The sequence below is a fragment of the Duganella sp. Dugasp78 genome (assembly GCF_059491455.1).
Window position 1 is genome coordinate 5,258,505 of sequence record NZ_CP168506.1, and the last position, 12,746, is coordinate 5,271,250.

General features: G+C 67.2%; 8 protein-coding genes. 2 read left to right on the forward strand and 6 right to left on the reverse strand.

All coding sequences use genetic code 11. The annotated features are described in order from the left end of the window. Positions 1 to 3: 3 nt before the first annotated feature. The 4 genes from ACEN9O_RS23330 to ACEN9O_RS23345 all read right to left on the reverse strand — a co-directional run bounded on the left by ACEN9O_RS23330 (position 4) and on the right by ACEN9O_RS23345 (position 8,485). The gene (locus ACEN9O_RS23330; protein WP_495614186.1) at positions 4 to 2,121 is read right to left on the reverse strand and encodes a TonB-dependent receptor plug domain-containing protein; all 2,118 of its coding nucleotides are present in this window, start codon (positions 2,119 to 2,121) and stop codon (positions 4 to 6) included. Positions 2,122 to 2,183: 62 nt separating this feature from the next. Next, a complete protein-coding gene (locus ACEN9O_RS23335; protein WP_495614187.1) occupies positions 2,184 to 6,323 on the reverse strand; it encodes an EAL domain-containing protein in 4,140 nt (1,379 codons plus the stop codon). Further along, positions 6,323 to 7,459 (reverse strand): ABC transporter substrate-binding protein, encoded by a 1,137-nt coding sequence (locus ACEN9O_RS23340; RefSeq protein ID WP_495614188.1) that lies wholly within the window; start codon positions 7,457 to 7,459, stop codon positions 6,323 to 6,325. Before ACEN9O_RS23340 ends, ACEN9O_RS23335 begins: the two co-directional genes overlap by 1 nt. Before the next feature lie 99 nt (positions 7,460 to 7,558). Continuing rightward, positions 7,559 to 8,485, reverse strand: coding sequence for an ABC transporter substrate binding protein (locus ACEN9O_RS23345; RefSeq protein ID WP_495614189.1), 927 nt, complete (start codon positions 8,483 to 8,485; stop codon positions 7,559 to 7,561). A 130-nt stretch (positions 8,486 to 8,615) separates the two neighbouring features. Here ACEN9O_RS23345 and ACEN9O_RS23350 point away from each other — a divergent pair, with 130 nt between their 5' ends. Both ACEN9O_RS23350 and ACEN9O_RS23355 read left to right on the forward strand, forming a co-directional pair. Further along, positions 8,616 to 10,025 (forward strand): MATE family efflux transporter, encoded by a 1,410-nt coding sequence (locus tag ACEN9O_RS23350; RefSeq protein ID WP_495614190.1) that lies wholly within the window; start codon positions 8,616 to 8,618, stop codon positions 10,023 to 10,025. A 110-nt stretch (positions 10,026 to 10,135) separates the two neighbouring features. Then, entirely contained in the window at positions 10,136 to 11,038 is a 903-nt protein-coding gene (locus ACEN9O_RS23355; protein ID WP_495614191.1) for a carbohydrate kinase family protein, read from the forward strand. Between the two features lie 42 nt (positions 11,039 to 11,080). On the opposite strand, the gene ACEN9O_RS23360 is transcribed toward ACEN9O_RS23355, so the two are convergent. Next, positions 11,081 to 11,491, reverse strand: a complete 411-nt coding sequence (locus tag ACEN9O_RS23360; RefSeq protein ID WP_495614192.1) for a type 2 periplasmic-binding domain-containing protein — start codon at positions 11,489 to 11,491, stop codon at positions 11,081 to 11,083. Between the two features lie 11 nt (positions 11,492 to 11,502). Next, complete coding sequence (locus tag ACEN9O_RS23365; RefSeq protein WP_495614193.1) at positions 11,503 to 12,705, reverse strand: porin family protein; 1,203 nt, start codon at positions 12,703 to 12,705, stop codon at positions 11,503 to 11,505. Positions 12,706 to 12,746: the final 41 nt, after the last annotated feature.

The following is a 12,746-nucleotide window of genomic DNA, read 5'->3' on the forward strand; positions in this document are numbered from 1 at the left end:
GGCTCACATCTTGTACGACGCTTGCAGCGAGATGGTGCGCGGCGCCATCGGCAGGTCGTGCGGCAGCGTCAGGCCTGGCGCCGGGCTGGGTTCGCGCACGTCGGTGTTGAAGGCGTTGCGCAACACCAGCGCGAAGTTCCACTGGTTGCGGCCATTGCGGGTGGCCAGCGTCAGGTCGACGGTGGTGTAGTCCGAGATCGCCGGACGGGCGTCGCCGAAGGCGCGCATCCGGCCCGCCACCCAGTTCAGCTGCGCGCCGGCCTGGTAGCCGCTGGCAAACGCCCAGTCGCCACGGCCGAAGGCGTGATGGCGCGGCGCATAGCCGGCGTCGGTGTGGGTGGTCTGGTCGATCGAGCGCTGCCACGCATAGTTGCCCGCCAGGCGCAGGTCGCGCGTCACCGTCCAGTTCGATTCCAGCTCGATGCCGTGGCCGGTCTGGTTGCCGGTGTTGGCGTAGGTGGCGCCGGTGCCCGGCACCGGGTTGACCACGGTGCGGATGATGTCCTGCATGTCGTAGCGGTAGCAGGTCAGGTTGACGGTGGCGTCGGCGCGGGCCTGCCAGTTGAACACCATCTCGGTGGTGGCGTTGTGCTCCGGCTTGAGGTTCGGATTGCCCAGCGCGACCGGATTGCTGATGCCATAGCTTTCCAGGAAGGCCGGGGCGCGGAAGGCGCGGCCGTACAGGAGCTTGGCGGTCAGGTCGAAGCTGGCGTCCCACACCAGCGCCAGGCGCGGGTTGGTGGTGCCGCCGAAGTCCGAATAGTGGTCGTGGCGGATGCCGGCCGTCAGGTTCCAGTCCTTGGCGAAGTTCCACTCGTCCTGCAGGTACAGATAGTCGACCTTGCGCCGCTGCGGCCGCAAGAAAGGCGTGGTGTTGGAGGTGTCGATCACGGCTGGCAGCGGAATCGGCGTACCGTTGGCCGCATAGTTGAAGTTGCGGAATTCCTGCGCGCGGTACAGGTCGATGTCGTCGTGGCCCAGGCCGATGCGCGCGTGATGGCCGTTGTAGCCGTTGTAATCGGCATAGCCGGACAAGCGGTAGATGCGTTCCCAGCTCTGCGGCACGCCGATCATGCCGTTCACGAAAGTACCGGTCGGGAAGGTCGCGCCGGGCGGCAGCAATTGGTACCAGCGGTTCACTTCCTGCGAATATTGTTGGCTGCTGAGACTGGCGCCCAGGCCCCAGTCGCGCGTGACCTGCGGGTTGGCCCAGGCCAGGTTGCCGGTGATGCGTTCGCTCTGCTGGCGCCCCAGCGGGTCCAGCGCCGAGGCGATGCCGGCGCCGGTGCCCATGTCGTAGCGCTTCTTGTAGCCGAAGCGCGCGCGCCACTGGCCGTAGATCAGGTCGAGGTTGCCGTCGATGGCCTTGTACTGGCTGTTGAGCGGGCCGGGCGCCAGGCTGGCGTGGGTTTTGAACAGCGTGTCGTTGCGGCTCTGGGCGTCGGCCTCGAGGGTGCGGTCGTTGCCATCGGTCCGGCCGGCGCGCAGGTAGGCCGCGACCTCGACCGGGCCGAGCCTGCCGCCATGCTGCAGCCAGCCGTCGCGCGATTTAAAGGAGCCGGTGCGGGCGCCGATCTCGGTGCCTTGCACTTCACCGGGGCCCTTGGTGATGAGGTTGATGACGCCGGAGAAGGCGTCGGCGCCGTACAGCGCCGAGCCGGGACCGCGGATGATCTCGATGCGGGCGATGTGTTCGAGCGGATAACCGGCCCAGATGTTGCCCTTGTTGCCGACGTAGGCGGTGGTGATGGGCACGCCGTTTTGCAGCATCAGGATCTGCGGCGTGTAGGCGCTGACGATGCCGCGCACCACGTACAGCGGCGAGTTGCTGTTGGGCGTGCGGTTGACGTGCACGCCGGCCACGCTTTCCAGCACCTGGTCCAGGTCGGTCGCGCCCATGGCGGCGATGTCGGCCGCGGTGATGACGGTGGCCACCGCCGGCGCCCGGCGCAGCGTTTGCAGATTGCCGGTGGCGATGCTGACGCTGTCGCTGGCGCCGTAGACCAGCGCCAGTTCGTCCTCCTCGGACACGGGACCGGCCTGGGCCATGCCGTGGGCTGCAAGCAGCGGTAGGGTGAGTGCCGCGGACAGATACAACCGGTGGGCGCTCAAGGCTTTCAAAATGCTATCTCCTGTTACTTTTTTCCGATTCTAGCCCGAGCCTTGTTGCGCCGGTGTAAAAATCAGCAGATCCGCGCCGCAACTGTTGTAGCCGTGTCCATATGTCGTCGTACCAGTTCGGCGAACTGCTCGGCCGGCACCGCGGGGCTGAGGTAGAAGCCTTGCATCATGTCGCACTCGCGGCCCTTGAGGTATTGAAGCTGGGCCTCGGTTTCCACGCCTTCGGCCACCACCTCCAGCCGCAGGCTGTGGGCCAGCGCGATGATGGCGCTGATGATGGCGGCGTCGTCGGCGTCCTGCGGCACGTCGCGCACGAAGGAGCGGTCGATCTTGATGATGTCGACCGGGAAGCGCTTCAGGTAGGACAGCGAGGAGTAGCCGGTGCCGAAGTCGTCGATCGACAGGCGCACGCCCAGCGAGTGCAGGCGGTGCAGCGCGGCCAGCGTGTCCTGGGCGTTTTCCATCAGCGTGCTCTCGGTGATCTCCAGTTCCAGCAATTGCGGCGGCAGGCCGGTGTCGGCCAGCACGGCCTCGACCGAGGCGGCGAAATCCTTTTGCAGCAGCTGGCGCACCGACAGGTTGACCGCCACCCGCATAGCCGGCAGGCCGGCGCAGATGAACTGCTGCAGCTGGGCGCAGGCGGTGCGCAGCACCCAGTCGCCCAGTGGATTGATGAGGCCGGTTTCCTCGGCCAGCGGGATGAAGTCCACCGGCGGGATCATGCCGCGCGTCGGATGGCGCCAGCGCACCAGCGCCTCCATGCCGATGATCTTGCCGTTGTCCAGGCAGGCCTGCGGCTGGTAGAACACCTCCAGCTGGTGCTGCTGTTCCATGGCGCGGCGCAGGTCGCTCTCGAGCCGCACGTGCTCGGAGATCGAATGCTCCATCGACGCCTCGTAGAACTGGAAGCCGGTGTTGGTGCGCTTGGCGCGGTACATGGCGCTGTCGGCGTGCTTGACCAGGGTGGCGACGTCGGCGCCGTCGTGCGGGTACATGGCGATGCCGACGCTGGCGGTGACGAAGATGTCGTGGCCGTCGATCGGGAACGGCGCCGACAGCACGCGCACGATGTTGTGGGCCGCGGTGGCGGCCGCGGCCGGGCTGTCGAGCTCGTTGAGGACCACGGTGAACTCGTCGCCGCCCAGGCGGGCCACGGCGTCGTCGGCGCGCACCGTGTGGCGCACGCGCTGGGCCACGGCCTGCAGCAGGCGGTCGCCGACGTCATGGCCGAGGTTGTCGTTGACGTACTTGAAGCGGTCCAGGTCCATGAACAGCACGGCCACCTGCTGGCCGTCGCCGGCCTGGCGCGCCTGGTCGATGCTGGCGCCCAGCAGTTCGAAGAACAGGGTGCGGTTGGGCAGGTTGGTCAGCACGTCGTTGTAGGCCAGGTGGCGGATGCGCTTCTCGGCGCGGTTGGCCTCGATGATGCGGCGCACCCGCTGCGACAGCACGGCGTAGTGGATGGGCTTGGGAATGTAGTCGCTGGCGCCGGCGGCGAACGCGCGCTCGACCGAGGAATTGTCCTGCAGCGCCGTGATCATCAGCACCGGCACGGCGCCGGCGTTGGGCAGCTCCTGCATGCGGGCGCAGGCGGTGAAGCCGTCCATCACCGGCATCATGGCGTCCATCAGGATCACGTCGGGCTGGAAGCGCGCCAGCATCGCCAGCGCCTCGGCGCCGTTGGCCGCCTCCTCGACGTGGAAGCCGTCGCGCTGCAAGGTGTGGCGCAGGGTGCTGCGGGTGCTGCGGTCGTCGTCCACCACCAGCACCTGCGGGCGGTCGTCGCCGGGCAGCGGCGCCAGCGGCATGGCGTCGCTGATCTCGGCGTGCAGGAAGGCGGCCAGCGCTTCGTAGTGCGCGCGCAAGGGCGCCAGCAGCGGCTCGATCTGTTGCGGCTGCTGGGCGGCCGCGTACAGCTCGGCCTGCTGCGCCAGTTGCGCCAGCGTCTCGGCGCCGAAGTTGCCCGACGCGCCCTTGAGCGCGTGGGCGCGGATGCGCGCGGTGGCCATGTCGCCGGCCAGCACGGCCTGCTCCAGCTGGTCCAGGCAGGCCGGCGTGTCCTCCAGGTAGGGGGTGACGGCGTGCGGCAGGGTGTCGCCCAGCACTTCGCGCAGCTTGTCGAACACGGCCGGATCGACCGGGCAGGGGCCGCCGTGGCTGCGCGGCTCGCTGGGCGCGCTGGCTGCGGCGGCCGGCGCCGGCTGGTGGGCTGCCGCGTTTAGCGCGCCGCCGTGCGGCAGCCAGCGCTCCAGTTTCTGGCGCAGCTCGACCAGCGTGATCGGCTTGGCCAGGTAATCGTCCATGCCGGCGGCCAGGCACTTTTCAGCGTCGCCGACCTGGGTGTTGGCGGTCATCGCCACCAGCGGCGTGCGCCGGCCCATGGCCAGCTCGGCCAGGCGGATGTGGGCGGTGGCTTCGTAGCCGTCCATTTCCGGCATGCTGCAATCCATCAGGATCAGGTCGAAGCGTTCGCGCTGGGCGGCGCGCACGGCTTCGACGCCGTCGGCGGCGAACTCGCAGACGCAGCCGTTCATCGCCAGCATGCCGGCGGCCACCATCTGGTTGGTGCGGTTGTCCTCGGCCACCAGCACGCGGAACTGGCGATCGGGCAGGGCGGGCGGGCTGATCGACGGCAGCGGCAGTTCCGCCGCCAGCGGCGCGCCGGCTGGCGGGCGCATCGGCAGCGGCGGCCCCGCCTCCTGCTGCTGCGCCGGGCGGCAGCGTATCGTGAAGTGGAAGGTGGTGCCGTTGCCGGTCACGCTGTCGACGCCGATCTGGCCGCCCAGCAGCTCGACCAGCTGCTTGCAGATGGCCAGGCCGAGGCCGGTGCCGCCGTAGCGGCGCGTGGTGGTCGGGTCCGGCTGCACATAGGCTTCGAACAGGTGGCGGCGCACCTCCTCGCTCATGCCGATGCCGGTGTCGCGCACCTCGAAGCGCAGGCCGAACTCGGCGCCGGGCGCGCGCGCCACGCTGACCGCCACCTCGCCCTGCTCGGTGAACTTGACAGCGTTGCCGACCAGGTTGATGAGGATCTGGCGCAGGCGCAGCGAATCGCCGGCGATGCGCGCCGGCACGTCGGGCGCGATGCTCCAGTTCACAGCCACGGCTTTTTGCTGCGCCGGGCGGGCCACCAGTTCCAGCACCTCGGACAGCAGGGTGCCGAGGCTGAACTCGGTCTCCTCCAGCTTGAGCTTGCCGGCCTCCATCTTGGAGTAGTCCAGGATGTTGTTGATCAGCGCGATCAGCGTGCGCGAGGAGTTCCAGGCGACGTCGATGAATTCCTGCTGGCGCGGCGTCAGGCGGGTTTCCTTGAGCATGTCGAGCATGCCGACCACGCCGTTGAGCGGCGTGCGCACCTCGTGGCTGACGGTGGCGGCGAACTGCGCCTTCATCTGCGCCATGTTGACGGCGGCGTCGCGCGACTCCTTCAGTTCGGCCTCGCGCTGCTCCAGCACGTTCATCATCTGGTTGAAGGCGTGCGCCATGTCGATCAGGTCGCGCGGGCCGGCCGGCGCGGCGCGCATGCCGGACTGGCCCGACTCGGCGCGCCGCATCAGCGCCGACAGCGCGTTGAGCGGATCGATCAGGTGGCGCGTGAGCAGGCGGCCCAGCACCAGCAGCACCACGGCGAACGACAGGGTCAGCGCCAGGTTGCCCAGCAGCAGGGACCAGGTCAGCTGCTTGAGCGTGTTCTTGGCGATCTGCACGTGCACATAGCCCAGCAGCTGCTGCTGGTGCTCCTGCAATTCGAACGGCGAGGCCTCGCTCTGGCCGCCATACACCGGCGCGGCAAACAGCCAGCCGTCCGAGGTTTCGCCGACCAGGCCGGCGCGCGCCGGGACCGCGTTGTTCAGGTTGGCGACGTCGAGCGTGGCGCCGGCCACCACCTTGGACAGCAGCACCTTGCGCTTGGCGTCCATGATCTGCAGCGCCGCCACGTCCGGGAAGGAGAGCGTGGAGTTGACCACCTCGCGGGCGTTCTCGGCCGAATGGAACAGCAGCGCCAGCGTGCTCTGGCGGGCCAGGTTGTCGGCCACGCGCTGGCCCTGGCCGATGAAGTAATCGCGCATGCGGGCATTGGCTTCCCACGAATTCATCAGCGCCGAGAACACGGCCAGGCCCAGGATGGCGGCCGAGACGATGACCGTCAGTTGGCGCTGAAAACCGGTACGACGGAGGAAGTTACGGACTATGGAGATCATCAGGGCTGCGGGTAGACAAAGTCGAAACTGCGCTGTTGCGATGCGCCCAGGTTGAGGCCGATATGGCTGGCGGTGCGCAGGTTGATGGCGGTCTGCAGTTCGCGCAGCGGCACCAGCGGCCGGCGCCGCACGTCGCCGGCGATCACGCCCAGCGCCGAGGCGGCCAGGGTGCGGCCCAGCTCGACGTTGTCCGGCACCATGGCGAACAGCGCGCCTTTCTTCACGTGCAGCACATTGCTGGAGAACAGCGGCACGCCGCTGTTCCACGATTCGCGCAGCACCAGCGGCAGGATGGTGCTCTCCTCGACGGTGGTGCTGTCGTGCGGCAGCCAGACGGCGTCGTGGCGGTTGTCGGCGGCGCCGATCACCTGGGTGTACAGCTGGGCCGCGCGGGCCAGGTCGCCGGCCACGTGGGTTTGCAGCTCCAGGCCCTGGGCCCTGGCCGCCTCGCGCGCCAGCTTGACCAGCCATTCGGACTTCTGCGGGTTATAGACCACGATCACGCGCCTGAGTTCGGGCAGCAGCGTGCGCAGGCGCGAGAACAGCATGGCCGGATCGGGCGTCATGCTGATGCCCATCACGTTTTCCGCGTCCGACAGCAGCAGCACGCCGCCGGCCAGCACCGCGATCTCACGGTCCAGCCCGGCGGTGGCGTTCAAGCCCTGGCGGCCCAGCGCGATCACCACCTTGGTGCCGTTGCGCTTGAGCGTGGCGTTCAGTTCGGCGGTATCGACCTTGGGATCGACCGGGTAGCTGCGCACCTTGAGCTTGGTGCGCTCTTCGATGCCCTGGATCATGGCGATGAAGGCCGAGCGGAACGGTTCCTCGACATTCGGATAGACCACGGCGATGCTGCCCTTGCCGATCGAGGCCTGCAATTCGGGACGGCGCAGCTGGTCCTCCAGCTGGGCCAGGGTGACGGCGCGGACGTCGTCGCGCAGCGGCGCCTGAGGCGGCGGCGTCAGCGTCTCGATCGGGGCGATCAGCATGCCGCCGTGGGCCGCGCTGGCGCTGACCAGCGCGATGCTCGATGGCAGCATGCCGCCGGCCGCGTGCGCCGCGCCGGCGACGCCGGCCAGCAGCAGGGCGCCGGCGCGCGGCAAGCGTCGCAGTTTAAGTATTGTTTTTTTCATCATACTATCTTCTTTGCATCGCTACACGGCGCCAGGAACGGCACTGTTGGGATGCTTTCATAGTATAAGCCGAGACTTTGCAATTCGGAAATAAAATCGATGCTAAGGCTCCGGGAATATGGCGTCAAAGCTGCGTTGTTGGCTGGATACAAGATTCAGGCCGATGTGGCTGGCGGTGCGGGAGTTGAGGGCGCTGCGCACCGCGCGCAGCGGGGTCACGCCGCGTTTCAGCGGCTCGCCGTTCTGCATGGACAGGGCCAGCGCGGCCAGGTCGCGGCCCAGCTGCACGTTGTTTGGATACATGCCGAACAGCACACCTTTCTTGACGTGCAGCACGCTGCTGGAAAACACCGGCAGGTTGCGGCTCCACGATTCCTTCAGCACCAGCGGCAAGATGGTGGTTTCCTCGACGGTGGTGGCGTCCTGCGGCAGCCACAGGGCGTCGCGGCGGCCGTCGGCGGTGGCGAACTGGGTTTCGTAGGCGCGCGCGGCGCCGGCCAGGTCGCTCGCCTCCAGCGCGACCAGTTCCAGCCCCAGCCCACAGGCCGCCTCGCGCGCCAGGCGGATTTGCGCCTCATTGCTGGCCGGGTTGTAGACCACGATCACGCGCCGGACGCCGGGCAGCAGGGTCTTGAGCAGGCCGAACAGCAGGGCCGGGTCGGGTGCCAGGCTGATGCCGTTGAGGTGCTCGGCATCCGGCGCCATGCCGACCCCGCCCACCACCACGCCCTGGGCCGGGTCGAGCATGGCGGCCGCCTTCATGCCCTGGCGGCCAAGCGCGATCACCACCTTGCCGTTTTTAAGCGTGTTGCGCAGTTCGCCCAGGTCGCTGCCGGCGCCGAGGGCGATGGCGCGCGGCCTGGCCTTGGCCTGTTCTTCGACGCCCTGCAGGATTTCGGCGAACACGGTGCGATAGGGTTCGCCGATGTCGGGATACAACACCGTCAGCGTCTGGGCGTCGGCCCGCCCGCCAAGCAAGGTCAGCAGCAAGGTGGTCAAAAGGGCAACGACGTTGAGGGTTAATCGCACAGTGATAGTCGTAGCGTGTTGAGTCAGCGGAAGTGTATCCTTTGCTAACGATTTTACATCCATAGATAATTTCAATGGTGGAACTGAGAGCGCTTCCAGTTGATGTAAACTAAGATTAATTCGCAACACTTTGCACAACACCACCCGCCAGCTCAAGATGCACGCAGCCAAAACGCCCATACCTACCCCACCCATGTTCAATCTGGCCTGGCCCTTGCTCGTCGAGTTGGGCCTGGCGATCGCTTCCAGCGTCATCGGCACCGGGTTGGCGTCGCGCATTTCGGACGAGGCTGGCGGCGCTTTCGCTATCGCCAGCCAGGTGTCGGCCACCTTGTTCATTTTATTCCGCATCATCGGCGCCGGCGTCAGCGTGGTGGTGACGCAAAACCTGGGCGGCGGCCAGCGCGAGGCCGCCAACCGGGTGGCCTGCGCGGTGGTGGGCGCCAGCACCTGGCTGGGCGCAGTCACCGGCATGTTGGCGCTGCTGGGCGCGAACGGCCTGCTGCATCTGCTGAACGCGCCGGCCGAGGTGCTGCCGCTGGCCGCGCCATTCCTGCAGGCGCTGGCGCCGGCCATGCTGCTCGACGCGTGGAACGCCTCGATGGCCAGCGTGATGCGCGCCCACCTGCGCACCCGCGACACGCTGGTGGTGCTGGTGATCATGCACCTGAGCCACCTGGCGCTGGCGATCCCGATGATGCACGGCTGGGGCCCGATACCGGCGCTGGGCCTGCCCGGCTACGCGTATGCGCTGGCGATCAGCCGCGCCCTGGGCCTGGGCCTGCACCTGCTGATGTGGCGCCTGCATCTCGGCATCCGCGTGGCGCGCGACGACTGGTGGCGCCTGCCGCGGCGCGAACTGGGCGCGGTGCTGCATATCGGCCTGCCCGGCGCGGCCGAGAACATCGCCTGGCGGCTGGCCTTCATGGTCAGCGTGGCGACGGCGGCCGAACTGGGCGCCAAGTCGCTGGCCACCCAGGCCTATGTGCTGCAGTTGATGGGCGGCGTGATGATGTTCAGCATCGCCACCGGCCTGGCGGTGGAGATCGTGGTCGGCTATCTGATCGGCGCCGGACGGCTGCGCGAGGCGCACGGCGTGGTGCGGCGGTCGCTGGCGCGCGGGCTGGTGGTGTGCATCCTGATCGCGGCCTGTGCCGCGCTGCTGGGGCGCTGGCTGCTGGGCTGGTTCACGCAGGACCAGGAGATCATCGCTGCCGGCGCCATGCTGCTGTGGATCACCGTGCTGCTGGAGCCGGGGCGCACCTTCAACCTGGTGGTGATCAACGCGCTGCGCGCGGCGGGCGACGCGCGCTTTCCCGTGATGGCGGGCGCCTTGTCGATGCTGCTGGTGCTGGCCGGCGGCAGCTGGCTGCTGGGCGTGGTGCTGGGCTGGGGCCTGCCGGGCGTGTGGATCGCCTACGCCGCGGACGAATGGATACGCGGCTTGATCATGTGGCGCCGCTGGCAGACCCACGCCTGGGTGCCGCACGCGCGCACATCGCGCAAACGTTTGCGGCCTGCCATCGTGGTCGAGGGCTAGCTTAATTTTGTAATTAAGCTACATTTACATCGATATCCCCACGAGATGTTGTTGACTTAATAAATATCGACTGTTACTTTGCTACATTCTCAGCCTTCCGGGAGTGTGTAATGCAACAGCTTTCTGACTTGCGCGTGCTGGTCGCCGGCGGTGTCGGCATCGACACCATAGTGATGGTGCCATCGCTGCCGCTGGCCGAGGCGGATTCCATCCACGTGCCCGCCGTGCACGACTACGTGGCCCACACCGGCAATGGCGTGGCGCTGGGTCTGCAGGCGCTGGGACACCGTCCCGTGCTGCTCGATTTCATCGGCGCCGATGCGCAAGCGGAACTGGTCCATGCGCGCTACCGCGAGCGCGGCCTGGAATTTCACGGCGTGGTGCACCCAAGCGGCACACGGCGCAGCGTCAATCTGGTATCGCCCGATGGCCGCCGCCTGTCGTTGTACGATGGCCGCCATCCCGACGACTTGCGCATGGAACGCGACTTCTACCTGCCGCATATGGAGCGCGCACAGCATCTGCACCTGACCATCATGCCGTGGGCGCGCCATTGGTACGACGACGCCGCCGCCTGCGGCTTGCCGGTATCGACCGACCTGCACGACTGGGACGGCAGCCATCCCTATTATCATGATTTCGCGCGGCGCTCAGACCTGGTCTTTCTCAGCACGGCAGCCTTGCGTGGCCGGCACGAGCAGGTGATGCGCGGGATGCTTGACGCGGGACGCGCCAGGGCGGTCGTCGCCATGGCCGGGGCGCAGGGCAGCTACCTGTTGCGGCGCGGCGATGCCGACGTGCTGCATGTGCCATGCGCAAAGCTTGGGCTACCGGTGGTCGATAGCAACGGCGCGGGAGACGCCTTCGTGAGCGCTTTCCTGCACGGGCAATTCCAAGGCATGGACATAGAGGACTGCATGCGCCTGGGCGCCATCTCCGGCGCCTTCGCCTGCAGCGTGGCTGGTACCGCGGAACGCAGCTTGTCGTTCGATGAACTGGCGCGTTATCTGTGATGCCCCGAAAGCTGGCGCCCAACTTTCGGGGGCCGGTGCCGCTTACTGCACCGTGAGGATCACCTTGACGGTGTCGTCGACCTGCGACTTCTCGATGTAGCCGATGGCCTGCGGATCGGCCGCCACGGCCTTTTTCACCTCGGCGCTGGAGCCCAGCTCCTTCGGCGCGCTGGCCTTGCCGGTGAACACCAGCTTGGACCAGATGGCCTTGACCTGGGTGGAGTCCTTGTCCAGCACCTTCTTATAGAACTCGTTGCGCAGCGGGCCGTCGGTGTGCTCGATCGGCGTGAACAGCGTCGACTTCCCGAGGAAGAACTGGGCCGCCTGTTCGCTGAACATGCGCGTGGCCGGATTCTTCGGGCTGACGATGACGACGATCTCCGCCGCGAACACCGGGGCGACGGCCAGCCATGCGCCGGCCGCCAGCAATAGTTTTCCGATTATCGTTTTCATGTGGGCTCTCCTCAGAACACGAAATCGATGGCGGCCGCGTACACGTTGACGGTGCTGCCCGCGAAGCCCGGCTTGGGATTGATGAAGTAGCCGTCGCCGTCGCGCGTCTTGATGCGGTCCATCTGCACCTTGAACGCGGCCGATTTATAGAAGTCCCAGCGCAGGCCGATGCCGGTGGTCGACTGCAGGCCGGATTTGATGGCGGCATTGGTGCCGGCGGTGAGCGCGGCCAGCGGGCCGGTGGTCGGCATGCCGGCGAAGTCGCGGATGCTGTCCTGCTTGACGTCGCCGTGCACGATGAACGGCACGAACTTGCCGTAGCGGTAGCCCGCCATGATGTACCAGGAGCTGGTGTCCGGCACCAGGCGCGATTCGGTCTTGCGCTTGGCGTATTCGGCCTGGCCGATGATGTTGTTGTAGTCCATCGCGATGCCGGCCGAAGTGAAGGTGCCTTTGAGGTCGGTGAGCTGGACTTCGCTGGCCACCGAGGTCAGGCCGACCTTGTTCAGCGTGCCGACCAGGCCGGTCAGGCTGGGGTTGTCGTAGATGCCGAAGGTGGCTTGCGAACGGCCCAGGCGATAGGTGAACGGGCCGTTCTCGACCACCAGCTGGGTCGATATCACCGGCTTGAAATCGACGTAGTAATTGCCGGGCGCGCGCACCTTGGAGCGGCCGATCGCCGCTTGCGCCGTCACGGTGGTGTCGCCAAAGCTGTGCTGGTACACGACGTCGCCGCCATCCGCGTTGTCGACGGTGACCTGGCGGTACACCTCATTGGGCGGGCGCAGCATGGTGTTGGCGTAGCCGACGTTGCGCACGTCGGAGATCATGTACACCGGCAGGCCGACGCGGCCCACGCGCAGCGAGAAGTCGTCGTTGAGCTTGATCTTGGCGAAGGCCCATGCCAGCTCGGCGCCGAATTGATCGTTGTTGCCGTTCTTGCGCACCAGGCCTTGCGCCGTAAAGGAGACGGTGTCGCTCCACTTGGCCGTGACCTGGATGCCCAGATTGGAATCGACGCCGGGGCGGGCGTCCTTGCCGACGCCGGCAGCCTGGTTGACGCGGTTGAATTCTGCCTGGTCGGAATTGGTCATGGTCAGGGCGCCGGTGCCGAATCCGCTGACGGTGATGGGTATGCCGTCTTGTGCGTGAGCGGTGGCCGCCAGGGCACTCAGGACCGCTAAGGTGGTAATCGCAAGCTTGGGTTGTTTCATCGTGTACCCCTCCGTTGGTTAATGGCGATGTTATGTGGTGT

Coding starts and splice junctions, on each gene's coding strand:
- ACEN9O_RS23365 (WP_495614193.1), bottom strand. CDS start 12,705: ATGAAACAACCCAAGCTTGCGATTACCACCTTAGCGGTCCTGAGTGCC.
- ACEN9O_RS23335 (WP_495614187.1), bottom strand. CDS start 6,323: ATGATCTCCATAGTCCGTAACTTCCTCCGTCGTACCGGTTTTCAGCGC.
- ACEN9O_RS23340 (WP_495614188.1), bottom strand. CDS start 7,459: ATGATGAAAAAAACAATACTTAAACTGCGACGCTTGCCGCGCGCCGGC.
- ACEN9O_RS23355 (WP_495614191.1), top strand. CDS start 10,136: ATGCAACAGCTTTCTGACTTGCGCGTGCTGGTCGCCGGCGGTGTCGGC.
- ACEN9O_RS23360 (WP_495614192.1), bottom strand. CDS start 11,491: ATGAAAACGATAATCGGAAAACTATTGCTGGCGGCCGGCGCATGGCTG.